Annotated in this window: 23 protein-coding genes; 12 read left to right on the top strand and 11 right to left on the bottom strand. The window is 67.4% G+C overall.

What is annotated here, in order from left to right:
- Nucleotides 1–20: 20 nt before the first annotated feature.
- The 9 genes from KV106_RS33550 to KV106_RS33510 form a co-directional block, all read right to left on the bottom strand.
- On the bottom strand, nucleotides 21–392 hold the full coding sequence (locus KV106_RS33550; RefSeq protein WP_057596652.1) for an integration host factor subunit alpha: 372 nt from the start codon (nucleotides 390–392) through the stop codon (nucleotides 21–23).
- A 5-nt stretch (nucleotides 393–397) separates the two neighbouring features.
- Complete coding sequence (pheT, locus tag KV106_RS33545) at nucleotides 398–2,839, bottom strand: phenylalanine--tRNA ligase subunit beta (protein ID WP_261215839.1); 2,442 nt, start codon at nucleotides 2,837–2,839, stop codon at nucleotides 398–400.
- A 63-nt stretch (nucleotides 2,840–2,902) separates the two neighbouring features.
- Entirely contained in the window at nucleotides 2,903–3,979 is a 1,077-nt protein-coding gene (gene pheS, locus KV106_RS33540) for a phenylalanine--tRNA ligase subunit alpha (RefSeq protein ID WP_261215837.1), read from the bottom strand.
- Nucleotides 3,980–4,094: 115 nt separating this feature from the next.
- Nucleotides 4,095–4,454: a 50S ribosomal protein L20 gene (gene rplT / locus KV106_RS33535; RefSeq protein WP_012747009.1), complete on the bottom strand. Its 360-nt coding sequence runs from the start codon at nucleotides 4,452–4,454 to the stop codon at nucleotides 4,095–4,097.
- 26 nt (nucleotides 4,455–4,480) lie between these two features.
- On the bottom strand, nucleotides 4,481–4,684 hold the full coding sequence (gene rpmI, locus KV106_RS33530; RefSeq protein WP_057596107.1) for a 50S ribosomal protein L35: 204 nt from the start codon (nucleotides 4,682–4,684) through the stop codon (nucleotides 4,481–4,483).
- A 200-nt stretch (nucleotides 4,685–4,884) separates the two neighbouring features.
- Nucleotides 4,885–5,505, bottom strand: coding sequence for a translation initiation factor IF-3 (gene infC, locus KV106_RS33525; protein WP_082322072.1), 621 nt, complete (start codon nucleotides 5,503–5,505; stop codon nucleotides 4,885–4,887).
- Between the two features lie 98 nt (nucleotides 5,506–5,603).
- Entirely contained in the window at nucleotides 5,604–7,511 is a 1,908-nt protein-coding gene (gene thrS, locus KV106_RS33520) for a threonine--tRNA ligase (RefSeq protein WP_057596109.1), read from the bottom strand.
- 334 nt (nucleotides 7,512–7,845) lie between these two features.
- Nucleotides 7,846–9,177 carry an isocitrate lyase gene (gene aceA / locus KV106_RS33515; protein WP_057596110.1) on the bottom strand — a complete coding sequence of 444 codons (1,332 nt, stop codon included), beginning with the start codon at nucleotides 9,175–9,177 and terminating at the stop codon, nucleotides 7,846–7,848.
- A gap of 263 nt (nucleotides 9,178–9,440) precedes the next feature.
- Nucleotides 9,441–9,851 (bottom strand): gamma-glutamylcyclotransferase family protein, encoded by a 411-nt coding sequence (locus KV106_RS33510; RefSeq protein WP_261215833.1) that lies wholly within the window; start codon nucleotides 9,849–9,851, stop codon nucleotides 9,441–9,443.
- 69 nt (nucleotides 9,852–9,920) lie between these two features.
- On the opposite strand from KV106_RS33510, the gene KV106_RS33505 reads away from it, so the two are divergent.
- The gene (locus KV106_RS33505; RefSeq protein ID WP_261215831.1) at nucleotides 9,921–10,835 is read left to right on the top strand and encodes a DMT family transporter; all 915 of its coding nucleotides are present in this window, start codon (nucleotides 9,921–9,923) and stop codon (nucleotides 10,833–10,835) included.
- Nucleotides 10,836–10,965: 130 nt separating this feature from the next.
- Nucleotides 10,966–11,424, top strand: coding sequence for an SWIB/MDM2 domain-containing protein (locus tag KV106_RS33500; protein WP_057598690.1), 459 nt, complete (start codon nucleotides 10,966–10,968; stop codon nucleotides 11,422–11,424).
- An 82-nt stretch (nucleotides 11,425–11,506) separates the two neighbouring features.
- Here KV106_RS33500 and KV106_RS33495 read toward each other — a convergent pair whose 3' ends face one another.
- Entirely contained in the window at nucleotides 11,507–12,259 is a 753-nt protein-coding gene (locus KV106_RS33495; protein ID WP_261215828.1) for a helix-turn-helix transcriptional regulator, read from the bottom strand.
- A 130-nt stretch (nucleotides 12,260–12,389) separates the two neighbouring features.
- On the opposite strand from KV106_RS33495, the gene KV106_RS33490 reads away from it, so the two are divergent.
- On the top strand, nucleotides 12,390–12,683 hold the full coding sequence (locus tag KV106_RS33490) for a hypothetical protein (RefSeq protein WP_261215825.1): 294 nt from the start codon (nucleotides 12,390–12,392) through the stop codon (nucleotides 12,681–12,683).
- On the opposite strand, the gene KV106_RS33485 is transcribed toward KV106_RS33490, so the two are convergent.
- Nucleotides 12,649–14,373, bottom strand: coding sequence for a thiamine pyrophosphate-binding protein (locus tag KV106_RS33485; protein WP_261215823.1), 1,725 nt, complete (start codon nucleotides 14,371–14,373; stop codon nucleotides 12,649–12,651). The two genes, KV106_RS33490 and KV106_RS33485, sit on opposite strands and share 35 nt — an antisense overlap.
- A 92-nt stretch (nucleotides 14,374–14,465) precedes the next feature.
- Between KV106_RS33485 and KV106_RS33480 the strand changes: the two genes are divergently transcribed.
- The 9 genes from KV106_RS33480 (at nucleotide 14,466) to KV106_RS33440 (ending at nucleotide 23,826) form a co-directional block, all read left to right on the top strand.
- Entirely contained in the window at nucleotides 14,466–15,113 is a 648-nt protein-coding gene (locus KV106_RS33480) for a TetR/AcrR family transcriptional regulator (RefSeq protein ID WP_281077614.1), read from the top strand.
- A gap of 218 nt (nucleotides 15,114–15,331) precedes the next feature.
- A complete protein-coding gene (locus KV106_RS33475) occupies nucleotides 15,332–16,315 on the top strand; it encodes a tripartite tricarboxylate transporter substrate binding protein (RefSeq protein ID WP_057596118.1) in 984 nt (327 codons plus the stop codon).
- An 82-nt stretch (nucleotides 16,316–16,397) separates the two neighbouring features.
- The gene (locus KV106_RS33470) at nucleotides 16,398–17,171 is read left to right on the top strand and encodes an ABC transporter permease (RefSeq protein ID WP_057596119.1); all 774 of its coding nucleotides are present in this window, start codon (nucleotides 16,398–16,400) and stop codon (nucleotides 17,169–17,171) included.
- 54 nt (nucleotides 17,172–17,225) lie between these two features.
- The gene (locus KV106_RS33465; RefSeq protein ID WP_261215821.1) at nucleotides 17,226–18,230 is read left to right on the top strand and encodes an ABC transporter substrate-binding protein; all 1,005 of its coding nucleotides are present in this window, start codon (nucleotides 17,226–17,228) and stop codon (nucleotides 18,228–18,230) included.
- A gap of 46 nt (nucleotides 18,231–18,276) precedes the next feature.
- On the top strand, nucleotides 18,277–19,056 hold the full coding sequence (locus tag KV106_RS33460; protein WP_261215819.1) for an ABC transporter ATP-binding protein: 780 nt from the start codon (nucleotides 18,277–18,279) through the stop codon (nucleotides 19,054–19,056).
- Between the two features lie 10 nt (nucleotides 19,057–19,066).
- Nucleotides 19,067–20,497 (top strand): enolase C-terminal domain-like protein, encoded by a 1,431-nt coding sequence (locus tag KV106_RS33455; RefSeq protein ID WP_261215817.1) that lies wholly within the window; start codon nucleotides 19,067–19,069, stop codon nucleotides 20,495–20,497.
- Between the two features lie 41 nt (nucleotides 20,498–20,538).
- Nucleotides 20,539–21,714, top strand: a complete 1,176-nt coding sequence (locus KV106_RS33450; RefSeq protein ID WP_057596126.1) for a Gfo/Idh/MocA family protein — start codon at nucleotides 20,539–20,541, stop codon at nucleotides 21,712–21,714.
- Between the two features lie 19 nt (nucleotides 21,715–21,733).
- Nucleotides 21,734–22,939 (top strand): dihydrodipicolinate synthase family protein, encoded by a 1,206-nt coding sequence (locus tag KV106_RS33445; protein ID WP_057596127.1) that lies wholly within the window; start codon nucleotides 21,734–21,736, stop codon nucleotides 22,937–22,939.
- A gap of 8 nt (nucleotides 22,940–22,947) precedes the next feature.
- On the top strand, nucleotides 22,948–23,826 hold the full coding sequence (locus KV106_RS33440) for a sugar phosphate isomerase/epimerase family protein (RefSeq protein ID WP_261215815.1): 879 nt from the start codon (nucleotides 22,948–22,950) through the stop codon (nucleotides 23,824–23,826).
- Nucleotides 23,827–23,844 lie beyond the last annotated feature (18 nt).

The raw sequence follows: 23,844 nt of genomic DNA, 5'->3' as shown, positions 1-23,844 counted from the left end.
GGAGCGCGCGCGAACAAGCCCTATTCGGAACCCAGGCTCCACTCGACCTCGGGGGAGGCGTTCGGATCGATGTTTCCGTGAATCTGTTCCTTGAGCTTCGCGCTCGCATGGAAGGTCGCGACGCGGCGCTCGCCGATCGGAATGGCTTCGCCGGTGCGCGGGTTGCGGCCGGGGCGCGGCGCCTTCACGCGGATCTGGAAGTTGCCGAAGCCCGAGATCTTCACGTCCGTGCCTTCGATCAGGCTGTTGGCAACCAGGTCGAAGAAAGCCTCGACCATGTCCTTGGACTCGCGCTTGTTCAGGCCGATCTGCTCGAACAGCAGGTCGGCCAGATGCGCCTTGGTGAGCGCGGGCGTCTCGAGTGCTTCGAGCGTGAATTCGACGGCATTCATTCGGGTCATCCTCTCAGGCGTCCGCCCACCTTCGCGGCCAGTTGATCGACGATGGCGCGCACGGCCGGCTCGACCTGCTCGTCGGTCAGGGTGGCGTTGTCGTCCTGGAAGCGCAGGCGCACCGCCATGCTCTTCTCGCCGGGTTGCAGGCCGCCGGCCGCGGCCACCGTGCCGTCGCGCGCGGGCTGCGGACGGTAGATGTCGAACAGCACCGCGTCGCGCAGCAGGCCTTGCGCGGCACCGGTCGAATGGATGGCGTCGATCAGCGCATCGTGCGTGACGGCTTCCGCCACCACCACCGCGATGTCGCGTTCGACCGCCTGGTGCTTGGGCACGGCTTGCGCCACCGGCACGGGACGCGCGGTGACGGCATCGAGGTCGAGCTCGAACAGCACGGCGGGCTGCGCGAAGTCCCATTTCTGGCGCCAGCGCGGATGCAGCTCGCCAACGAAGCCGACGGCCTTGCCCTCGACGATCACGCGCGCCGAGCGGCCCGGATGCAGCGCCGGATGCTCGGCGGCTTCGAAACGCGGCACCAACGGCGCGAGCAGCGCCTCGACGTCGCCCTTCACGTCGTAGAAGTCGACGCGCTGCGACTTGCCGTCCCAGCGTGCCTCGTCGGCATCGCCCCAGGCGAGGCCGGCCACGCGCATCGGCTGATGCACGCCGCGCACCGTGCTGTCGGTGGTGGCCACGCTGTCGTCGCGCAGGAACACGCGGCCCACCTCGAACACGCGCACGCGCGGCGCCTTGCGGTCGAGGTTGAACTTGAGCACCTGCAGCAGCGAACCGAGCAGCGACGAACGCATCACGCTCATCTGGCTCGCGATCGGGTTCAGGAGCTTGACCGGGTTGTCGTTGCCAGCGAGCTCCTTCTCCCAGTCGGCTTCGACGAAGCTGAAGTTGATGGTTTCCTGGTAGCCCAGCGCGGCCAGGCCGCGGCGCACCGCGAAGCGGCTGCGCTGTGCCTCGGGGCGCACGCGCGCGGTGATCGGCGCGAGCGGCGCGGTGGTCGGCAGGTTGTTGAAGCCGATCAGGCGCGCGACCTCCTCGATCAGGTCTTCCTCGATCAGCAGATCGAAGCGGTGCGGCGGCGGCACGATGGTCAGCGTGCCGTCGCCTTCGGTCAGCGCGAAGCCCAGCCGGCGCAGCGCATCGGCGCACTGGGCCTGCGTCAGCGGCATGCCGATCACGCGCGCTGCGCGCGCCACGCGCAGCGTCACGGGCATCGCCTCGGGCACACGCAGGATCTGGTCGTCCATGGCGCCGGCCTGGCCACCGCAGATCTCGACGATCAGCTGCGTGATGCGCTCGATGATCTCGACGGTGCGGCTCGGGTCGACGCCGCGCTCGTAGCGGTGGCCGGCGTCGGTCGAAAAGTTGAAGCGGCGCGAACGGCCCTGCACGGCCTCGGGCCACCAGAACGCGGCCTCGACGTAGATGTTGCGCGTATCGTCCGAGACCGCGGTGGCGTCGCCGCCCATGATGCCCGCGAGCGACTCGACCTCGCGGTCGTCGGCGATCACGCCCACCTTGTCGTCGACCGTGATCGTGGTGCCATTGAGCAGCTTGAGCTGTTCGCCGGCCTTGCCCCAGCGCACGTTGAGGCCGCCGTGGATCTTGTCGAGGTCGAAGATGTGGCTGGGCTGGCCGTACTCGAACATCACGTAGTTCGAGATGTCGACCAGCGGCGTGACGCTGCGCTGGCCGCAGCGCGCGAGGCGCTCGACCATCCATGCGGGAGTGCTGACCTTGGTGTCGACGCCACGCACGATGCGGCCCGAGAAGCGGCCACAGAGCTCGGGCGCATCGACCTTCACCGGCAGCTTGTCGGCGAAGGCCACTTCGACCGGCGCAGCGGCGCGCGGCTTGAGCGGCGCGCCCGTCAGCGCGGCGAGTTCGCGCGCCACGCCGTAGACGCTGAGGCCGTGCGCGAGATTGGGCGTGAGCTTGAGCGTGAGCAGCGTGTCGTCGAGCTTGAGCACTTCACGCACGTCGACGCCGATGGGCGCATCGGCCGCGAGCTCGAGCAAGCCGCCATGGTCTTCGCTCAGTTGCAGTTCGCGCGCCGAGCACAGCATGCCCTGGCTCTCGACGCCGCGCAGCTTGCCGAGCTTGATGAGGAAGGGCTTGCCGTCCTCGCCGGGCGGCAGTTCGGCGCCCACCAGCGCGCACGGCACCTTGATGCCGACGCGCGCATTGGGCGCGCCGCACACGATGTTGAGCAAGGCGCCCTGCCCCGCGTCGACCTGGCAGACACGCAGGCGGTCGGCATTCGGGTGCTGGACGGCTTCCTTGATCTCGCCCACCACGATGCGCGTGAAGGGCGGCGCCGCCGGCCGGCGCTCCTCGACCTCGAAGCCGCCCATGGTGAGGGTCTCGGCCAGTTCGGCGCTGTCGATGGGCGGGTTGCAGAACTCGCGCAGCCAGGATTCCGGGAATTGCATCTCTTCGATCTCGATCTGTTTTTCTGGTGTGGAAGGTCTCGTTTCGTCTCGCGCGTCAGCGGGTCACTGGAATTGCGAGAGGAAGCGCAGGTCGCCGTCGAAGAACAGGCGAAGGTCGTTCACGCCGTAGCGCAGCATCGTGAGGCGGTCGGGGCCCATGCCGAAGGCGAAGCCGATGTAGCGCTCGGGGTCGAGGCCCATGTTGCGCACCACGTTCGGATGCACCTGGCCCGAGCCCGACACCTCGAGCCAGCGGCCGGCCAGCGGGCCGCTCTGGAACTGGATGTCGATCTCGGCGCTGGGCTCGGTGAACGGGAAGAAGCTCGGCCGGAAACGCAGCACGAGGTCGTCGCGCTCGAAGAAGGTGCGGCAGAAGTCGGTGAAGACGACCTTGAGGTCCTTGAAGCTCACGTTCTCGCCGAGCCACAGGCCTTCGCACTGGTGGAACATCGGCGAGTGGGTGGCGTCGCTGTCGACGCGGTAGGTGCGGCCCGGCGCGATCACGCGGATCTCGGGCGCCTTGACCGTGCCGGTGGTATCGGCGGCCGCGGCCGCGAACTCGGTCGCGTACTTCTTGATGTGCTGGTGAGCGTAGCGCACCTGCATCGGGCTGGTGTGCGGACGCAGGTTGTAGGGGATGCCGTCCTCGCCGTTCAGGTCGACGTAGAAGGTGTCCTGCATCGAGCGCGCCGGATGGTTCGGCGGGTTGTTGAGCGAGGTGAAGCTGTGCCAGTCGCTCTCGATCTCGGGGCCGTCGGCCACGTCGAAGCCCATGCTCGAGAAGATCTCCTCGATGCGCTCGAGGGTGCGGCTCACGGGGTGCAGGCCGCCCGGGATGCGGCGGCGGCCGGGCAGGCTCACGTCGAGCGCCTCGGCACGCAGCTGCTGCGAGAGCTCCTCGTCGGCCAGTTGCTGGCGGCGCTCGTTGAGGGCGGACTCGATCGCCTGCTTGGCCACGTTGATGCCGGCACCGCGCGACTTCTTCTCGTCGACGCTCAGCGCGGCCATGCCCTTCATCAGCTCGGTGATGCGGCCCGACTTGCCCAGGAACTGGGCCTTGGCGTTCTCGAGCTCTGCGGGGGTCTTCGCCTGCGCGAAGGCGGCACGTGCGGTGTCGACCAGGGAGTCCAACTCGTTCATAGCAACAACAGATTTCTTCGGGGAAAAATAAAAAAGGGCTGGTGCTCTTTCAAGCGCCAGCCCTTGTGCCGTGGGCGCAGGAAACTGTCCGGGGACGGTTTCCCGCTGTGCAGAATCAAGCAGCCAGCTTGGCCTTGACCTGCTCCACGATGCCCGCAAAAGCGGCCTTGTCGTGCACGGCGATGTCCGCAAGCATCTTGCGGTCGATCTCGATCCCGGCCTTGCGGATGCCGTTGGCGAACTGGCTGTAGGTCAGGCCCAGTTCACGCGAGGCGGCGTTGATACGCGCGATCCACAGTTGACGGAACACGCGCTTCTTGGTGCGGCGGTCACGGTAGGCGTATTGGCCTGCCTTCATCACCGCCTGTTTGGCGATGCGGAAGACATTGCCGCGGCGACCGCGGAAACCCTTGGCGAGTGCGAGAACTTTCTTGTGGCGGGCGCGAGCCGTTACACCACGTTTGACGCGAGGCATGTGATTACTCCTTGTTCGTCAGTTGATCAAATGCCCATGCCGGGCAGCATCGCGGCCATCGAAACCATGTTGGTTTCGTGCACCGACACCGCACCACGCAGGTGACGCTTGTTCTTGGTGGTCTTCTTGGTCAGGATGTGACGCTTGAAGGCTTGACCGCGCTTGACGGTGCCACCGGGACGAACGCGGAAACGTTTCTTCGCGCTGCTCTTGGTCTTCATTTTGGGCATGTGAATGCTCCTTTAATTTGTGCTCGTGAGGCGCCTTGGATGAACTCCATGGACTTGTTGGCCCCGAGACACTTCTTCATCCCGCCACCGCCCGCGCTGGCCTTTCGGCACGCGCCGGCGATCGGCGAAATCCCTTCAGATTCTCATCCCCGATCAAGTCGGCGGCTCGCGCCACCGGATTCGACCGGGTTTTTCTTCGCTCAGGCGCCGGCCGGAGCCGGTGCCGCCGCGTTTTCCGTCGCCGGCTTCGCCGGAGCCCCACCGGGCTTTTTGCGGCCCGGCGCGATCATCATGATCATCTGCCGGCCCTCGAGCTTCGGAAACTGCTCGACAAGGATCGTGTCGCCGAGCTCGTCGCGGATGCGCTGCAGCAAGGCCAGACCGAGTTCCTGGTGCGTGATCTCACGGCCCCGGAAGCGCAGCGTGATCTTGCACTTGTCGCCATCCTCAAGAAAGCGCCGGATGTTGCGCATCTTGATGTTGTAGTCGCCATCGTCGGTACCGGGCCGGAACTTGATTTCCTTGACCTCGATGACCTTCTGCTTGGACTTCGCCTCGGCCGCCTTCTTCTGCTCGTGGTACTTGAACTTGCCGTACTCGATCAGGCGGCACACCGGTGGATTGGCCGCCGCGACGACCTCCACCAGATCCACGTCCTGCTCACCGGCGAGGCGCAGGGCCTCCGCAAGACTCACAACACCCAATTGCTCGTTATCCGGGCCGATCAGGCGGACTTCCGGGGCCATGATTTCCCGGTTCAGGCGATGTTGGCGTTCCTCGCGGTGGCGGCGGTCGCGAAATGCAGTAGCGATGGTTGGTATCCTCTAAGTTTTGCTACAAAAAAAGTAGCGAAAGCCGCTCAGTCCTCGCGGACAAGCGGTACATTTGGCAGAAACATGTGGGGTGTTTCGACGACAAATCAACGCTTGTCAGCAACATCCTGGACGAGCCGTTGCGCGAACGATTCGAGGGACATTGCACCGAGGTCTTGGTTGCCCCGGGCGCGCACTGCGACGGCGCCAGCTTCCTTTTCCTTGTCGCCCACGACAACGATGTAAGGGAGCTTTTGCAACGAATGCTTGCGTATTTTATACGTAATCTTCTCGTTGTGCAGGTCGAGCTGGACCCTAAGCCCTTGATTTTGCAGCGTTTTCGCAACTTGCGCGGCGTAGTCGGCCTGTCCTTCGCTGATATTGAGCACCGCCACCTGCACCGGCGCGAGCCAGGCGGGCATCGCGCCGGCATGGTGTTCGATCAGCATGCCGATGAATCGCTCGAGGCTGCCGACGATCGCGCGGTGCAGCATCACGGGGTGCGCGCGGCCGCTCGACTCCGTGACGTACTCGCCGCCCAGGCGTTCGGCCGTGTTGAAGTCGACCTGCATCGTGCCGCACTGCCACTGACGGCCGATCGCATCGCGCAGCGTGTACTCGATCTTCGGGCCGTAGAAGGCGCCGTCGCCGGGCGCGATCACGAACTCCACGCCCGAGCGGCGCAGCGATTCCATCACCGCATGCTCGGCCTTGTCCCAGAGCTCGTCCGAGCCCACGCGGTTCTCGGGCCGCGTCGCGACCTTGTAGAGGATGTCCGTGAAGCCGAAGTCCGCGTACACCTTCTGCAGCTGCGCCGTGTAGGCAATGCATTCGTCGAGGATCTGGTCCTCCGTGCAGAAGATGTGGCCGTCGTCCTGCGTGAAGCCGCGCACGCGCATGATCCCGTGCAGCGCGCCGCTGGGCTCGTTGCGGTGGCACTGGCCGAACTCGCCGTAGCGCAGCGGCAGGTCGCGGTAGCTGCGCAGGTCGCTCTTGAAGATCAGCACGTGGCCCGGGCAGTTCATCGGCTTGAGCGCGTACTCGCGCTTCTCCGACTCCGTCGTGAACATGTTGTCGCGGTAGTTCTGCCAGTGGCCCGTCTTCTCCCACAGGCTCTTGTCGAGGATCTGCGGGCCCTTCACTTCCCAGTAGCCCGTGTCGCGGTAGATGCCGCGCATGTACTGCTCGACCTGCTGCCAGACCGCCCAGCCCTTGGGATGCCAGAACACCACGCCCGGCGCCACTTCGTCGATGTGGAACAGGTCGAGTTCCTTGCCGAGGCGGCGGTGGTCGCGCTTCTCGGCCTCCTCGATGCGCTGGATGTACTGGTCGAGCTGCTTCTTGTCGGCCCAGGCCGTGCCGTAGATGCGCTGCAGCTGCTCGTTCTTGGCATCGCCGCGCCAGTAGGCGCCGGCCAGCTTCGTGAGCTTGAAGACCTTCAGGAAGCGCGTGTTCGGCACGTGCGGGCCGCGGCACATGTCGACGTATTCCTGGTGGTAGTACAGGCCCATGGCCTGCTCGTCGGGCATGTCCTCGACCAGACGCAGCTTGTAATCCTCGCCGCGCGACTTGAAGACCTCGATCACCTCGGCGCGCGGCGTCATCTTCTTGATCACGTCGTAGTCCTGCGCGATCAGCTCGCGCATGCGCGCCTCGATCGCGGCCATGTCCTCGGGCGTGAAGGGACGCTCGAACGCGATGTCGTAGTAGAAGCCCTCCTCGATCACCGGGCCGATCACCATCCTGGCCGTCGGGTAGAGCTGCTTGACCGCGTGGCCGACCAGGTGGGCCGTCGAGTGGCGGATGATCTCCAGGCCCTCGTCGTCCTTGGGCGTGATGATCTGAAGCTTGGCATCGTGGTCGATGACGTCGCTGGCATCGACCAGGCGACCGTCGACCTTGCCGGCCACCGTCATCTTGGCGAGGCCGGGGCCGATGGACTTGGCGACGTCGGCCACCGAGACCGGGCCGGGATACTCGCGCTGCGAGTTGTCGGGGAGCGTGATGTGGATCATGAAAAACCTCGGGCGAAAAACAAAAAAGCGCGGTGGATGACCGCGCTTTGCTGTGGCAGGGAAGCTGGCTCGAACCAGCGCGCGCGGTTTAGCGGGCGCTTCCTTCGAAGAAGAAAACACCGCAGATGGCTTGCGGGGTAGTTCGCGGTGTCATAACCAAAGTGCCTTTCTCGCCCTTGTTGACTGACAGTGGAGCCTACGATTCTAGCCGCTCGGCGCGCTGACCGTGCCGCGGCGCACGAAGTCCGCATGAGCGAGCGTGCATCCGCACGCACGAAAAAAAGCCCGGCGCGCGGCCGGGCTTCAAGGTGACAGCGAATGTCGAGTCAGTTGCTCAGTGGAACTGCTCTTCTTCCGTCGAGCCGGTCAGTGCCTTCACGCTCGACTGGCCGCCCTGGATCACGGTGGTCACGTCGTCGAAGTAGCCCGCGCCGACTTCCTGCTGGTGCGACACGAAGGTGTAGCCCTGCTCGCGCGCCGCGAATTCCGGCTCCTGCACCATGTTCACGTAGTGCTTCATGCCCTCGCCGCGTGCATAGGCGTGCGCGAACTTGAAGGTGTTGTACCAGTTGACGTGGATGCCGGCCAGCGTGATGAACTGGTACTTGTAGCCCAGGTCCGAGAGGTCTTCCTGGAAGGTGGCGATCTGCTTGTCGTCGAGGTTCTTCTTCCAGTTGAACGACGGCGAGCAGTTGTACGACAGCAGCTTGCCCGGGCAGGCGGCATGCACGGCCTGCGCGAACTCGCGGGCGAAGCCGATGTCGGGCACGCCGGTTTCGCACCACACCAGGTCGGCATAGGGCGCGTAGGCGACGCCGCGGCTGATGGCCTGCTCGAGGCCGTTCTTCACGCGGTAGAAGCCTTCCGAGGTGCGCTCGCCGGTCAGGAAGGGCTTGTCGTTGGCATCGTGGTCGGAGGTGATCAGGTTCGCGGCTTCGGCATCGGTGCGGGCCAGCACGATGGTGGGCACGCCCAGCACGTCGGCGGCGAAGCGCGCGGCGATCAGCTTCTCGCAGGCTTCGCGCGTCGGCACCAGCACCTTGCCGCCCATGTGGCCGCACTTCTTGACGGCGGCGAGCTGGTCTTCGAAGTGCACGCCGGCGGCGCCCGCGGCGATCATGTTCTTCATCAGTTCGAAGGCGTTGAGCACGCCGCCGAAACCGGCTTCCGCGTCGGCCACGATCGGCAGGAAGTAGTCGATGAACTCCTTGTCGCCCGGGTTCACGCCACGGCCCCACTGGATTTCATCGGCGCGGCGGAAGGTGTTGTTGATGCGGCGGACCATGGTGGGCACCGAGTCGTACGCGTAGAGCGACTGGTCGGGGTACATGGTTTCCGAGCTGTTGCCGTCGGCGGCCACTTGCCAGCCCGACAGGTACACGGCTTCGAGGCCGGCCTTGGCCTGCTGCATGGCCTGGCCGGCGGAGATCGCGCCGAAGGCGTTCACGTAGCCCTTCTTCGAGCCGCCGTTGATCTTGTCCCAGAGCTTCTCGGCACCGCGCTTGGCGAGCGTGTAGTCGATCGGGAACGAGCCGCGCAGGCGCACCACGTCGGCGGCGCTGTAGCCGCGCTGCACGCCCTTCCAGCGAGGATCCGTGGCCCATTCTTTCTCGAGGGCGGCAATCTGCTGTTCGCGGCTGAGTTGTTCGGTGAGGGTCTGGGGCATGGTCACTCCGTGAGTTGATTGAAGGGTTGGTTTCGAGCGTTTCGGCGCTGCGGCCATGGGCTTACTGTAATCGCGCCATCCACTCTTATGTCTTATAGAAGACATATTTTTGCATCAACAAAATCAATAACTTACGGAGATATTTCTCAATGAGAAAACAACTTTCTCATATTGAGAAAAAATACTGCGGTGCAGCAGTGGCGATTTTCACGATACGCAATCACTCTTTCGTCTGTGAAAAACGCGGGCCGGAACGCGCGCCGTCAACGCCGCGAATACGCGATCCAGTCGCCGCCCGCGATCACCGCGCAACCCTCGATGCGGGACGGATGGATCTCGTAGACCAGGCAATCGAACGTGCGGCCACCGAAGGACTGCACGCGCAACCAGCGCTTGACGTACTCGCCCGAGTCGTCGTCGGCCACTTCCTCGAGACGGTCGAGCGCGGCCTCCACCTGCGCATCGATCGCGTAGACCTCGCCCGTCACGCGCCCTTCGCCGCCAAGCACCATGCCCGGATAGGCACCGAGGTCGTAGAGCGTGCCCGCCACCTCGGCATCGGCCACGCGTCGCGGCGGCGGTGCGAAGCGCGCGATGTCGTTGCGCCCGCCCGCGCGCAAGGTGCCGTAGACGAAGACGTGGCGCTCGCCCGGCACGGACGTCGATTGCGGCATCATCGATGCCTCCTTTCCCCAAATCACCCCAGTCTATTGAACCCCGCCGCACCCGCCCCAGGCCGGCTCATGGCCTACGGCTGCCTCGCGCTGAGCATGTCGCTCGTGGGCTGCTACGTCGCCCTCTCCAAGCCGCTGGTCGCGGCCTTCCCGGTGCTGCTGCTGGCCTGGCTGCGCTTCGGCATCGCCGCGCTCGCCATACCGCACTGGCTGCGCCGCGCGCCCGACGAACCGCCGATGACGGCGCGCACGCGCTGGCTGGTGTTCCTCGAGTCCTTCCTCGGCAACTTCCTGTTCTCGATCTGCATGCTGTTCGGCGTGAGCCTCACGAGCGCGGTCTCGGCGGGTGTGATCATGGCGTCGATCCCTGCCGCGGTCGCGGTCGCGAGCTGGCTGTTCCTGCGCGAGCGCATCACGCTGCGCATCGGCCTCGCGATCCTCTGCGCGGCGATCGGCATCGGGCTGCTCGCGCTCGCGCCGGCGCATGCGAGCGCGCACCCGGGCACGGGCGCGTCCTCGTCGATGCCGTGGCTCGGCAACCTGCTGGTGTTCTGCGCGGTGCTCTGCGAGGCCGCCTATGCGGTGATCGGCAAGTCGCTCACCGGTCGGCTCGGCCCCAAGCGAATCTCCTCGCTGATCAACCTCTGGGGCTTCGTGCTCAGCACGCCGCTGGGCATCTGGTTCGCGCTGCAGTTCGACTTCGCAGCGGTGCGCCCCGGCCTCTGGCTGCTGCTCGTGGCCTACGCCCTCGCAGCGAGCATCTGGACCGTGTGGCTCTGGATGACCGGACTGCGCCACATCCCCGCCGCGCAGGCCGGTGTTTTCGCCGTGATGCTGCCCGTGAGCGCGGCCCTCGTGGGCGTGCTCGTGCTCGGGGAAAGCCTCTCCCTGGTGCAGCTGTTCGCGTTCGCGCTCGCTCTCGCAGGCGTCTTCCTGGCGACCTGGCCCGCGCGCCGCAGGCAAAACGGGCGCTCTCCCCTCTGAAAAAACAACAGCCTCCAATGAAAAAACCGCTTTTTCCCTTGGAAACGCGTTTTTTCTCATTTAGCATCCGCGATGCCAGTGGAGACCCTGTTTTTCATTGGTGACGTTCAACCAAAAAAGGAAATCAACCATGGCAACTGCAAAGAAGGCTCCGGCCAAGAAAGCTCCGGCTAAGAAGGCCGCTGCTCCCGCGAAGAAGGCTGCTCCCGCGAAGAAGGCCGCAGCACCGGCGAAGAAGGCTGCTGCTCCTGCGAAGAAGGCTGCACCGGCAAAGAAGGCCGCTCCCGCCAAGAAGGCTGCTCCCGCGAAGAAGGCTGCTGCAAAGGCTCCCGCCAAGAAGCGCACCCCGAACGCCGCCTTCATGAAGGCCCTGACCCCCAGCCCCGCACTGGCTGCCGTGGTCGGTTCGACGCCGCTGCCGCGCACCGCCGTCGTGAGCAAGCTGTGGGACTACATCAAGAAGAACAACCTGCAAGACAAGGCCAACAAGCGCAACATCAACGCCGACGCCAAGCTGAAGGAAATCTTCGGCAAGGCCCAAGTGTCGATGTTCGAACTGGCCGCGCTGATCGGCAAGCACGTCAAGTAAGCGCACCATCCGAGCGACCTCCGGGTCGATCAGGAAAGCCGGCGACAGCCGGCTTTTTTTCGTCCGTGCTTTTTCGATCGCCTCAGCGCGATGCCTCGGCACCCTGCGCGAAGAAGCGCGAGGGCGTGCAGCCGAAATGGCGCCGGAAGGTCTCGATGAAGGCACTCACCGAGCTGTAGCCCACCGTCAGCGCCACCGCCGTCACGGGCTCGCCCATGCCCAGCAACTGCACCGCCTTGAGCAGCCGCGCCTGCTGGCGCCACTGCGCGAAGCTCAGGCCGGTCTCGGCGGCGAAGCGGCGCGTGAGCGTGCGGCGCGCCATGCCGATGCGATCGGCCCATTGCTCGAGCGTGTCGTCGCGCGCGGGATCGTCGGCCAGCGCGGTGGCCAGCGCGAGCAGGCGCCGCTCCTGCGGCAATGCGAGATGCAGCGAGGTCCGCGCGCCCGCCGCCAGTTCGTCGACCAGCACCGCCACCAGCCGCAGGCGGCGCGCCGTCGCCCCCTCTTCGCCGAGCGACACCAGCCGCCCCACCAGCTCGCGGATCAGCGGCGTCGACGCGAACACATGCGGCTGCGCGGGCAAGGCCGTCGTCAGCGCCGGATCGAGATAGAGGCTCCACCCGGCCGTTGCGCCGTGGCTTTGCGCCGCGTGCGCGCAGCGCGGCGCGATCCAGCCGATCCATCCGGGCGGCAGCACCCAGCGCCCCGCGCTGGTCTCGATCAGCTGCAGGCCGGCGCGCAGCGCGAACAGCTGGCCTTCCTCGTGCGCATGCGCGCCCGTGCTGCGCGGCGCCTCGTAGGCGTTGAGGTCGAGCCGCAATGCGGGCTCAGCCATCGCGCCGCTCCGGATGCGGCATGGCCCGATGGCGATACCGATTGGCACCGCGCCGCAAGCCCGCAACGCGGTGCCTGCCTAGCATCGAAGCCATCGATCCACCCCTCCCTCTCTTCTTCAAGGAGCCGCCATGAAAGCCCAGGATGTCCTGCCCGATGACCAGAACTTCGCCGTCCTCAACGGCCAGCCCGTGCGCAAGGGCTCGGTCGGTGCCTTCCTCGCCAACGTGCGCGTGCTCGAGGACACCCAGGCCGGCGAGGCGCAGCGCCAGGCCGCGCGCGAGGACCTCGTCGCGCTGATCCCCGCGCTCGAGGCGCTCGGCCTGTTCGAGGTGTTCGAACTGCGCTCCGCAGCCCTGCGCACGGAGGTCGCGAGGCATCGCGCCGCGCTCAGCCCCGCGCCTGCTGCTGCGCCGCGCGCCTGATCGACGACAGCGTGCCGCGCGTGGTGATGACCTCGGGGTCGAGCGGAATCTCGATCAGCGTGCCCGTGTCGGCCGCCAGCGCGCGCAGCAGCGCGGCCTCGAACTGCGCGGTCTCGGTCACGCGCTCGGCCGCGTAGCCGTAGGCGCGCGCCAGCCCGCAGAAGTCGGGATTGCGCAGCGCGGTGCCGCTGGTGCGCTCGGGGTACTCGCGCTCCTGGTGCATGCGGATGGTGCCGAACATGCCGTTGTTCAGCAGCACGACGATGCTCTTGCCGCCATGCTGCGCGGCCGTGGCCAGCTCCTGGCCCGTCATCAGGAAATCGCCGTCGCCCGCGATCGTGAAGGCCACCCGGCCGGTCGCGAGGCTGGTGGCGATGCCGGCCGGCACGCCATAGCCCATGGCGCCGCTGGTGGGCGCCAGCTGCGTCTTGTGACCCTTGGCGAGGCCGTGGTAGCGGAAGTAGCGGTGCACCCAGCTCGCGAAGTTGCCCGCGCCGTTGGTGATCGTGGCATCGGCCGGCAGATGCTTCTGCAGCGTCGCCACCACCGCCGCCATGTCGACCGCGCCGCGCGGCGTTTCCGCAGGCATGCCGGCCAGCGGCTGCGGCTCGAGCCAGGCCTGGTAGTCGGCATGCGCCTGCAGCGCCCAGTCCTCCCAGGGCAGCGTGGGCGGCGCGCTCAGCACCTCGAGGCTGCGCGCCGCGGCGCTCATGCCGGCGTTGATCGCGAGGTCGGCCTGGTAGACGCGGTTGAGCTCCTCGGCGCTCGCATGGATGTGGACCAGCGTCTGCTTCGCCTTCGGCGCTTCGAGCAGCGTATAGCCCCCGGTCGTCATCTCACCCAGGCGCGGGCCGATGGCGAGGATCAGGTCGGCGTCCTTCACGCGCTGCGCCAGCTTCGGATTGATCGCGATGCCGACGTCGCCCGCATAGAGCGGATGGTGGTTGTCGAAGGTGTCCTGGAACCGGAAGGCGTTGGCCACCGGCAGGCGCCAGTTCTCGGCGAAGCGCTGCAGCGCCTGCGCGGCCTGCGCGGTCCAGCCGCCGCCGCCGGCGATCACCAGCGGCTGGCGCGACTTCAGCAGCAGCTCGCGCAGGGTGCGCAGCGCGCCCGGGTCGCTCCAGGGCTCGACCGCCTCCGCCCGCGGCAGCGGCCGCGCGGCGGTCTCGCTGCGCAGCATGTCCTCGGGCAGCACCAGCACCACCGGGCCGGGGCGGCCGTTCATCGCGGTCGAGAAGGCGCGCGCGATGTACTCGGGGATGCGGTTCGCATCGTCGATGCGTTCCACCCGCTTGGCGAAGCCCTTGGTGCTGGGGCCGAAGAAGCTGCCGTAGTCGACCTCCTGGAAGGCCTCGCGGTCGCGGAAGTCGCTGCCCACGTCGCCGACGAACAGCACCATCGGCGTGGAATCCTGGAAGGCGTTGTGCACGCCGATGGAGGCATTGGTCGCGCCCGGGCCGCGCGTCACGAAGCAGATGCCGGGGCGGCCCGTGAGCTTGCCGTGCGCCTCGGCCATGAAGGCCGCGCCGCCCTCCTGCCGGTTGACGATGAAGCGCGCGCGATCGCCGTAGGCATGGAAGCCGTCGAGCACCGCGAGGAAGCTCTCGCCGGGCACGCCGAACGCGATCTCCATGCCCTGTTCGAGCAGGCACTCGACGATCAGGTGGCCTGCGGGTTGTGATGTACTCATGAGCAGTAGAACTCCAACACTTTGTCCGCGGCGATTATGTGCGCCCGCCCCGCCTCCCTTGTTTTAATTCCCCAAATGGTTAAATTCGCGCCATGAAGGCCACCGCCCCCGATACGCTGGAACCCCGCTCGCGCGATGCCGACCGTTCGCAGCTCGCGATCCTCGCCTCGGCGCGCGACGAGTTCTCGGCGCGCGGCCTCGCGGGCGCGCGCATGGACAGCATCGCCGAGCGCGCGGGCCTCAACAAGCGGCTCATCTACTACTACTTCGGCAGCAAGGACGACCTGTTCCTCGCGGTGCTCGAGCGCACCTACGCCGACATCCGCGAGGCCGAGCAGCGGCTGCACCTCGACGAGATCGATCCGGTCGAGGCGATCCGCCAGCTGGTGTCCTTCACCTGGCACTACTACCTCGAGCATCCCGAGTTCATCACGCTGCTCAACAGCGAGAACCTGCACCAGGCCTCGCACCTCAAGCGCTCGGAACGCATCCAGGAGATGAACTCGCCGCTGGTGCAGCTGCTCGACACGGTGCTCGAGCGCGGCCGGCGCGACAACCTGTTCCGCGCGGGCGTCGATCCGGTGCAGCTCTACATCTCGATCGCCTCGCTGTGCTACTTCTACCTCTCGAACAACCACACGCTCTCGGCCATCTTCGGCCGTGACCTGCGCGCGCCCAAGGCGATGGCGCAGCGCCTCTCGCACATGACCGACCTCGTGCTCGGCTACGTGCTGCACTGACCCGCACTTCCGCCGCTTCCTGCCGCCCCCGCCTCGGCGGCAGGGCCGCGCGCCATCGCCGCGCGAGACGGCCCCCATCGCTTTCCAGATCTACGGGTATCCACCAGGGTCCACCCGTTGACGCTGCCGCGCCCGCGTTCCTAGAATCGGTAATTCACTTATTGGTGAATTGAGCTCGCAACGACACCAGCGGCCCCGCCGCGCGGAGACAAAGACCCATGAAGCAACTCGCACGCACCGCCACGCTGGCCGCGATCGTCGGCCTGGGCGCCCTGCTCCCCGCCCTCGCCGGCGCCGAAGTCGCCTACCCCAGCAAGCCGATCCGCGTGATCGTGCCCTTCGCCGCCGGCAGCACCACCGACATCATTGCGCGCGCCATCGCCGACAAGATGGGCGCGAGCATGGGCCAGCCGCTGGTGATCGAGAACCGCGGCGGCGCCAGCGGCACCATCGGCCAGCAGGCGGTGGCCACCGCGGCGGCCGACGGCTACACGGTGATGATCCATTCGTCGTCGCACACGGTCAGCCCCTCCACCTTCGCCAAGCTGCCCTTCGACACGGTGAACGACTTCGCCGGCGTCACGCCGATCTCCTCGCTGCCCAACGCGCTGGTGATCGCGCCCTCGAAGAACATCAAGACGCTGCCCCAGCTGCTGGCCGCCGCGCGCGCCAAGCCCGGCAGCATGAATTTCGCCTCGGCCGGCCAGGGCAGCGCCACGCACCTGAACGCCGAGAAGTTCAAGATGGCCGCCAAGATCGACGCCACCAACATCCCGTTCAAGGGATCGGGAGAGGCCGTCACCGAGGTGCTCTCGGGCCGCGTCGACTACTACTTCTCGCCGATCGCGCCGGTCATCGGCCAGATCAAGGAAGGCCAGCTGCTGGCGCTCGCCGTGGGTTCGCCCAAGCGCGCGGCCGCCCTGCCCGACGTACCCACCACCGCCGAGGCCGGCGTGCCCGGCTCCGAGTTCAACTTCTGGATCGGGATGATGGCGCCCGCGAAGACGCCGCGCGCCGTGGTCGACCGCCTGCACGACGAAGTGGCGAAGGCCCTCGCCACGCCCGAGGTGAAGGAGCGCTTCCTCAAGCTCGGCGCCGATGCCTGGACGCTCAAGCCCGCGCAGTTCGATGCCTACATCAAGCAGGAGATCGCGAGCAACGCCGAGCTCGTGAAGGCCGCCGGCCTCGCGGTCCAGCAGTAACGCCTCTTCCGCCAGCACCCGTCTCTCCCGCAGCCCACCGACTTCCGACCGAACGCCCCGCGCCGCCACCGGCGCGCTCTCCATGATCCGCAAACTCCTGCTCTCCCCGGCGCTGCGCCCCTTCCTGCTGATCCTGCTGCTGCTGGTGCTGTGGGACCTCGCGATCCGCCTGTTCAAGATTCCGGCCTACCTGATCCCGCCGCCCTGGGAGGTGGTCAAGCAGCTGGTCAACGAATGGCCGCGCCTGCTGGCCGAGAGCTGGAAGACCACGCTCGCCACGCTCGGCGGCTTCGGCCTCACGATCGTGATCGGCATTCCGATCGCGATGGTCATCGCCTACTCGCGGCTGGTCGAGTCCTACGTCTATCCGCTGCTGGTGTTCTCGCAGAGCATCCCCAAGGTCGCGATCGCGCCGCTGTTCGTGGTGTGGTTCGGCTTCGGCATCTTCCCCAAGGTGATCTCGGCCTTCCTGCTGGGCTTCTTCCCGGTGGTGGTCTCCACCGTGATGGGCTTCAAGTCGGTCGAGCCCGACATGCTCGACCTCGCGCGCTCGATGGGCGCGAGCCGGCTGCAGACCTTCTTCAAGATCAGCCTGCCGCAGGCGCTGCCGCAGATCTTCAGCGGCCTCAAGGTCTCGGTCACGCTGGCCGTGGTCGGCGCGGTGGTCGGCGAGTTCGTCGGCTCCAACTCGGGCATCGGCTACGTGCTGCAGGTGGCCAACGGCAACTTCGACCTGCCGCTGATGTTCGCCGCGCTGGTCGTGCTCTCGAGCATCGGCGTGGTCCTGTTCGTGGCGGTCGACCTGGTCGAGCGCGTGATGATTCCCTGGCACGCCTCGCAGCGCCACGCCAACTGAGTTCCTCCTCCCTGGTTCCTTCGCCCCAGCCAACAACTCTCCCGGAGACAAGACATGAAGAAACTGCTTCCCACGCTGCTCGCCGCCGCCGCGCTCGCCACCTTCGCCATCGCCCCCGCGCATGCGCAGGGCGACAAGCCCAAGGACAAGGTCACGCTGATGCTCAACTGGTACCTCTACAGCGAGCACGCGCCCTTCTTCCTCGGCAAGGAAAAGGGCTTCTACGCCGAGGAAGGCATCGACCTCGACATCCAGGAAGGCCGCGGCTCCGCCGTCACCGCGCAGGCGGTGGCCGCCAAGTCGGCGACCTTCGGCTACATCGACGTCACGACCATGATCAAGGCCGCCGCCAAGGGCGCGCCGCTGAAGTCCACCGGCGTGCTGTTCCAGGTCAGCCCGATGTCGGTCATGGGCTTCAGCGAGAAGAACATCAAGACGCCGAAGGACATCATCGGCAAGACCGTGGCCGTGACGCCGGGCGACTCGATGTCGCAGATGTGGCCGCTGTTCCTCAAGGTCAACGACATCAAGGCCGACCAGGTGAAGATCGTCTCGGGCGACGGCCAGACCAAGCTCAATGCGGTGATCAATGGCCAGGCCGACATGCTGCTGGGCTACGTGATGGACCAGGCCATCAAGCTGCAGGACGCCACCGGCAAGCCGGTGTCGCCGATCCGCTTCGCCGACTCGGGCGTGAACCAGATCAGCTCGGGGATCATCGCCAACAAGAACCTGCTGACCGAGAACCCCGACCTGGTGAAGCGCTTCATGCGCGCCTCGACCAAGGCCGCCGAAGCCGCCGAGAAGAGCCCCGAGGCCGCGGTCGACGCGATGCTCAAGGCCAACCCCAAGGCCGGCGTGCGCGACACGCTGATCGTGGGCATGAAGCAGAGCGTGGCGCTCTATCACACCAAGGACACGGCGAACCAGCGCCCCTTCCGCGTGGCGATGAAGAACGTCAACGACTCGCTGGACCTGCTGGTGCAGTACGGCGGCATGGACGCCTCGACGCGCGGCAAGCCCGAGGACTACGTGACGCTCGATTTCCTGCCGAACTGATCTCCCTTCGCCCGCGCGCCCGCATCCCGACCTCCCTCACGCACCCATGTCCCAAGTCAACCTGATCGAAGCGCGCGGCGTCTCGAAAACCTACCAGAGCAAGGACGGCCCGGTCGAATCGCTGAAGCCGCTCGACTTCGCGATCCGCGAGGGCGAGTTCGTCTCGGTCGTCGGCCCCTCGGGCTGCGGCAAGAGCACCCTGCTCAAGATGGTGGCGGGCCTGCTGCCGATCAGCGGCGGCAGCCTCACGCTGGCGGGCAAGCCGATCCAGGGGCCGCAGAAGGACGTGGGCATCGTGTTCCAGAGCGCGGTGCTGCTGCCCTGGCGCAGCGTGGAGGACAACATCCTGCTGCAGGCCGAGATGCGCCACCTGCCGCTCGAGGCCGCACGCACCAAGGCGCGCGAGCTGATGCAGATGGCTGGCCTCACGGGTTTCGAGAAGAAGTACCCGTGGCAGCTCTCGGGCGGCATGCAGCAGCGCGCCTCGATCTGCCGCGCGCTGCTGCACGACCCGTCGGTGCTGCTGATGGACGAGCCCTTCGGCGCGCTCGACGCGATGACGCGCGAGAAGATGAACCTCGAGCTGCAGCGCATCTGGATGGCCTCGAAGAAGACCGTGATGCTGATCACCCACAGCATCCCCGAGGCCATCTTCCTGTCGGACCGCGTGATCGTGATGAGCGAGCGCCCCGGCTCGATCGCGGCGGTCTACGACATCGAGCTGCCGCGCGCCCGCACGCTCGACATGATGGCCTCGAGCGAGTTCGGCCACTACACGAAGCTGGTGCGCGCGCATTTCTTCTCGCAGGGCATCCTGGACCACTGAGAGCCAAGCCATGGACGCGCCCCGTTTCCACGTCGAGGAGATCCGCTTCGCCGAGCGCGACGTCGCGCTGCGGCTGCCGTTCCGCTTCGGCGCCGCCACCGTCACCGCCTGCCCGCAGATCTACGTGCGCGCGCGCATCCGCTTCGAGGACGGCCGCACGGCCAGCGGCTGCGCGGCCGAGATGATGGTGCCCAAGTGGTTCGACAAGAACCCGGCGCTCACCAACGAACAGAACTTCGAGCAGTTGCGCTTCGCGCTGCGCGACGCGCGCGAGGCCTACACCGGCGAGGCCGATGCCCAGACCGCGTGGACCCATTTCGCCGCCAACTACGCCGCGCTGATGGCGCGCGCCCGCGCCAAGGGTCTGCAGCCGCTGGTGGCGGGCTATGGGCCGGCCCTGGTCGACCGCGCGATCTTCGATGCGCTGTGCCTGCACGCCGGCACCGGCTTCGCCGCCGCGATGAGCGCCAACCTCGGCGGCATCGACATCGCGGGCAGCGGCCTGGCCGACGACCTCGCCGGCTTCGACATGCCCGGCTTCCTCGCGCGGCAGCGCCCCTCGGACCGCATCGCCGCGCGCCACACCGTGGGCCTGGCCGACGCGATCGACGACGGCGATGCCCTGCCCGACGCACCCGACGACGGCCTGCCCACCACGCTCGTGGCCGCCGTGCGCCGCTACGGCCTCACGCACTTCAAGCTCAAGCTCTGCGGCGACACCGCGCGCGACATCGACCGGCTCGAGCGCATCGCGCACGCCATCGACGGCCATGCGCAGCTGGTCACGCTCGACGGCAACGAGCAGTACGCCGATGCCGATGCCTTCGGCGCCTTCCTCGACCGCCTGCTGTCCACGCCCGCGCTGTGGGCGCTCGCGAAGAAGACGGTGTTCGTCGAGCAGCCGATCCGGCGCGACGCCGCACTCGAGCGCGACGTGCGCTCGCTCGGCCGGCGCATCCCGCTGCTCATCGACGAATCCGATGCCACGCTCGATGCCTTCGTGCGGGCGCGCGAACTCGGCTACACCGGCGTGTCGAGCAAGAGCTGCAAGGGCTTCTACAAGTCGGTCGTCAACGCGGCGCGCTGCGCGCGCTGGAACGCGGCCGACGACGGCACGCGCCACTTCCTCTCGGGCGAGGACCTGACCATGCAGGCCGGCCTCGGCGTGCAGCAGGACCTGGCGCTGGTGAGCTGGCTCGGCCTCTCGCACGTCGAGCGCAACGGCCACCACTACGTCAACGGCCTCGCGGCCGTGCCCGTGGCCGAGCAGCAGGCGCTGCTGCGCGCCCACCCCGACCTCTACGAATCCAGCGATGGCGCGGTGCGCCTCGCGATCCGCGGCGGACAGCTCGCCCTGTCCTCGCTCGCTTCCGCGCCCGGCTTCGCCACCGGCCAGCCCGGCGCGGGCATCTCGTGGGACGCCATGCGTTCCGTCTACTGAAGCAGCGCTTCTCCGTCCCCTCTCTCACTCAAGGAAAGAACATGCCCACCCAACGTCTAGGAATCATCATGCACGGCGTCACAGGCCGCATGGGCATGAACCAGCACCTGATCCGCTCGATCTGCGCCATTCGCGCCCAGGGCGGCGTGACGCTGTCGAACGGCGACAAGGTGATGCCCGACCCGATCCTGATCGGCCGCAACGCCGAGAAGATCGAGGCGCTGGCCAAGGCCCACGGCATCCAGCGCTGGGGCACCGACCTCGACAAGGCGCTCGAGAACAAGGACGACACCGTCTTCTTCGACGCCGGCACCACGCAGATGCGCCCCACCCTGCTGGCCAAGGCGATCCGCGCCGGCAAGCACGTCTATTGCGAGAAGCCGATCGCGACCAACCTCAACGAGGCGGTGGAGATCGCGCGCCTGGCCGAGGAAGCCAAGGAGAAGCACGGCCTCAAGCACGGCGCGGTGCAGGACAAGCTGTTCCTGCCCGGCCTGCGCAAGCTCGACATGCTGCGCCGCGCCGGCTTCTTCGGCCGCATGCTGAGCGTGCGCCTGGAGTTCGGCTACTGGGTGTTCGAGGGCGACCTGCAGCCGATCCAGCGCCCGAGCTGGAACTACCGCAAGGAAGACGGCGGCGGGATGATCCTCGACATGATGTGCCACTGGCGCTATGTGCTCGACAACCTGTTCGGCGAGGTGAAGTCGGTGAGCTGCCTGGGCACCACCCACATCCCGAAGCGCTGGGACGAGGCCGGCCAGCCCTACGAGGCCACGGCCGACGACGCCGCCTACGCCACCTGCGAACTCACCGGCCACAACGGCGAGCCGGTGATCGCGCAGATCAACATGAGCTGGGTCACGCGCGTGCGCCGCGACGACCTCGTGACCTTCCACGTCGACGGCACCGACGGCTCGGCCGTGGCCGGCCTGTCGAGCTGCCGGGCCCAGTCGCGCGTCGCCACGCCACGCCCGGTGTGGAACCCCGACGAGAAGCAGACCATGAACTTCTTCGACCAGTGGCAGGAGATCCCTGACTCGCAGGTCTACGACAACGGCTTCAAGATCCAGTGGGAGCACTTCATCCGCCACGTGGTGGAGGACGCGCCCTACAAGTGGACCCTGCCCGAAGGCGCCAAGGGCGTGCAGCTGGTCGAGGCCGCGCTCGAATCGTGGCAGGACCGCCGCTGGGTCGACGTGCCCGCGCTGAAGGTCTGAGACCCGGAGACCCGACCGCATGGCCCTCTCGCTCAAGCTCCCCACCGCCGGCGGCGCGCTCGCCGACTACGCGCTGCGCGGCAGCACGCCGCCGAAGCCGCCCGCGGGCGTGCGCTTCGACCGCATCGCCTACTCGGCCGCGCACGTCGTGGCCGACCCGCTGGCCGCCATCGATCCCTGGCTGCAATGCGCGGTCGACTGGGACGCCACCCTCGCCTACCGGCGCCACCTCTACGCGCTCGGGCTGGGCGTGGCCGAGGCCATGGACACCGCGCAGCGCGGCATGGGCCTGGACTGGCCGACCTCGCTCGAGCTGATCCGCCGCTCGATCGATGCCGCCAGCGACATTCCCGGCGCGCTCGTGGCCTCGGGCTGCGGCACCGACCACCTCGACCTCGATGCGGTGAAGAGCGTGGACGACGTGATCCGCGGCTACGAGGAACAGATGGCCGCCATCGAGAAGCTCGGCGGCAAGCTGATCGTGATGTGCAGCCGCGCGCTGGTGCGCGTGGCGAAGGGCCCGGCCGACTACGAGCGCGTGTACGACCGCATCCTGAGCCAGGCGAAGCAGCCCGTGGTGCTGCACTGGCTCGGCGAGATGTTCGACCCCGCGCTGGCCGGCTACTGGGGCACGACCGACGTCGATGCCGCGATGGAAACCGCGCTCGGCGTGATCGCGGCCCATCCCGACAAGGTCGACGGCATCAAGATCTCGCTGCTCGACAAGGATAAGGAGATCGCGATGCGCCGCCGCCTGCCGGCCACCGGCGGCCCCGACGGCCAGGGCGTGCGCATGTACACCGGCGACGACTTCAACTACGCCGAGCTGATCGCGGGCGACGGCCACGGCAGCCACCCCACGCACGGCAAGAGCGATGCGCTGCTGGGCATCTTCGACGCCATCGCGCCGGCCGCCAGCGCCGCCCTCGGCGAACTGGCCGCGGGCCGCGTCGAGCGCTTCCACGAGATCCTCGGCCCCACCGTGCCGCTGTCGCGCCACATCTTTGCCGCGCCCACGCGCTTCTACAAGACCGGCGTGGTCTTCATGGCCTGGCTCAACGGCCACCAGAAGCACTTCACCATGGTCGGCGGCCAGCAGAGCACGCGCTCGCTGCAGCACTTCGCCGAGCTGTTCCGGCTGGCCGACGCGGCCCACCTGTTCGAGCAGCCCGAGCTCGCGGTGCGGCGCATGAAGACGCTGCTGTCGCTGCACGGCGTGGAGTGAGCCCGTCCATGCGCGACTTCTCGCAGAACCACGACTGGCTCTCGATCAACACCGCCACGGTGCGCAAGCAGTCGGGCGCCGAAGTGCCGCTCGACCGCATCGTCGACCAGTGCGCCGAGCGCGGCATCCGCGCCATCAGCCCCTGGCGCGACCAGGTCGCGGCCGTCGGCATCGACAAGATCGCGCGGCAGTTGAAGACGCACGGCATCGGCCTCTCGGGCTACTGCCGCGGCGGCTTCTTCCCGGCACCCGATGCCGCGGGCCTGAAGGCCGCGCTCGACGACAACCGCCGCGCCATCGACGAAGCGAAGACGCTCGATGCGCCCTGCCTCGTGCTGGTGGTCGGCGCGCTGCCCGGCGCGCTCGACGGCAAGGCGGCCTACAAGGACATCGCCCGCGCACGTGGCGAAGTGCGCGACGGCATCGCGGCCTCGCTCGAATACGCACGCGAAGTCGGCATGCCGCTGGCCATCGAGCCCCTGCACCCCATGCAGGCGGCCGACCGCGCCTGCATCAACACGCTGGAGCACGCGCTCGACCTCTGCGACGAGCTCGATGCGGGCAGGAGCGGCATGCTCGGCGTGGCGCTCGACATCTACCATGTGTGGTGGGACCCGAAGCTGCAGCAGCAGATCGCGCGCGCGGGCCGCGAGCGCCTCCTGGCCTACCACGTCTGCGACTGGCTCACGCCCACGCGCGACCTGCTGTCCGACCGCGGGATGATGGGCGACGGCGTGGTCGAGCTGAAGAAGATCCGCGGCTGGGTCGAAGAAGCCGGCTTCGCGGGCTTCAGCGAGGTCGAGATCTTCTCGAACCTCGACTGGTGGCAGCGACCGGGGGCCGAGACGCTCGACGTCTGCATCGAGCGGCATCGCAGCGCGGTCTGACCCCGGCGCGGGGGCAAG

The sequence above is a fragment of the Variovorax endophyticus genome, from assembly GCF_025376855.1.
GTDB lineage: Bacteria > Pseudomonadota > Gammaproteobacteria > Burkholderiales > Burkholderiaceae_C > Variovorax.
Note: the sequence above shows the minus strand (reverse complement) of the source record. Positions and strands in the feature narration are given on the sequence as shown.

Bases quoted from the DNA above. Each gene is read 5' to 3' on its own strand.
- aceA (WP_057596110.1), bottom strand. From the start codon at position 9,177: ATGCCCCAGACCCTCACCGAACAACTCAGCCGCGAACAGCAGATTGCC.
- pheT (WP_261215839.1), bottom strand. From the start codon at position 2,839: ATGCAATTCCCGGAATCCTGGCTGCGCGAGTTCTGCAACCCGCCCATC.
- KV106_RS33455 (WP_261215817.1), top strand. From the start codon at position 19,067: ATGGACGCGCCCCGTTTCCACGTCGAGGAGATCCGCTTCGCCGAGCGC.
- KV106_RS33500 (WP_057598690.1), top strand. From the start codon at position 10,966: ATGGCAACTGCAAAGAAGGCTCCGGCCAAGAAAGCTCCGGCTAAGAAG.
- rplT (WP_012747009.1), bottom strand. From the start codon at position 4,454: ATGCCTCGCGTCAAACGTGGTGTAACGGCTCGCGCCCGCCACAAGAAA.
- KV106_RS33485 (WP_261215823.1), bottom strand. From the start codon at position 14,373: ATGAGTACATCACAACCCGCAGGCCACCTGATCGTCGAGTGCCTGCTC.
- KV106_RS33490 (WP_261215825.1), top strand. From the start codon at position 12,390: ATGAAAGCCCAGGATGTCCTGCCCGATGACCAGAACTTCGCCGTCCTC.
- KV106_RS33460 (WP_261215819.1), top strand. From the start codon at position 18,277: ATGTCCCAAGTCAACCTGATCGAAGCGCGCGGCGTCTCGAAAACCTAC.
- KV106_RS33465 (WP_261215821.1), top strand. From the start codon at position 17,226: ATGAAGAAACTGCTTCCCACGCTGCTCGCCGCCGCCGCGCTCGCCACC.
- pheS (WP_261215837.1), bottom strand. From the start codon at position 3,979: ATGAACGAGTTGGACTCCCTGGTCGACACCGCACGTGCCGCCTTCGCG.
- KV106_RS33450 (WP_057596126.1), top strand. From the start codon at position 20,539: ATGCCCACCCAACGTCTAGGAATCATCATGCACGGCGTCACAGGCCGC.
- KV106_RS33505 (WP_261215831.1), top strand. From the start codon at position 9,921: ATGGCCTACGGCTGCCTCGCGCTGAGCATGTCGCTCGTGGGCTGCTAC.
- KV106_RS33475 (WP_057596118.1), top strand. From the start codon at position 15,332: ATGAAGCAACTCGCACGCACCGCCACGCTGGCCGCGATCGTCGGCCTG.
- KV106_RS33445 (WP_057596127.1), top strand. From the start codon at position 21,734: ATGGCCCTCTCGCTCAAGCTCCCCACCGCCGGCGGCGCGCTCGCCGAC.
- KV106_RS33495 (WP_261215828.1), bottom strand. From the start codon at position 12,259: ATGGCTGAGCCCGCATTGCGGCTCGACCTCAACGCCTACGAGGCGCCG.
- rpmI (WP_057596107.1), bottom strand. From the start codon at position 4,684: ATGCCCAAAATGAAGACCAAGAGCAGCGCGAAGAAACGTTTCCGCGTT.
- thrS (WP_057596109.1), bottom strand. From the start codon at position 7,511: ATGATCCACATCACGCTCCCCGACAACTCGCAGCGCGAGTATCCCGGC.
- KV106_RS33480 (WP_281077614.1), top strand. From the start codon at position 14,466: ATGAAGGCCACCGCCCCCGATACGCTGGAACCCCGCTCGCGCGATGCC.
- KV106_RS33510 (WP_261215833.1), bottom strand. From the start codon at position 9,851: ATGCCGCAATCGACGTCCGTGCCGGGCGAGCGCCACGTCTTCGTCTAC.
- KV106_RS33470 (WP_057596119.1), top strand. From the start codon at position 16,398: ATGATCCGCAAACTCCTGCTCTCCCCGGCGCTGCGCCCCTTCCTGCTG.
- KV106_RS33550 (WP_057596652.1), bottom strand. From the start codon at position 392: ATGAATGCCGTCGAATTCACGCTCGAAGCACTCGAGACGCCCGCGCTC.
- KV106_RS33440 (WP_261215815.1), top strand. From the start codon at position 22,948: ATGCGCGACTTCTCGCAGAACCACGACTGGCTCTCGATCAACACCGCC.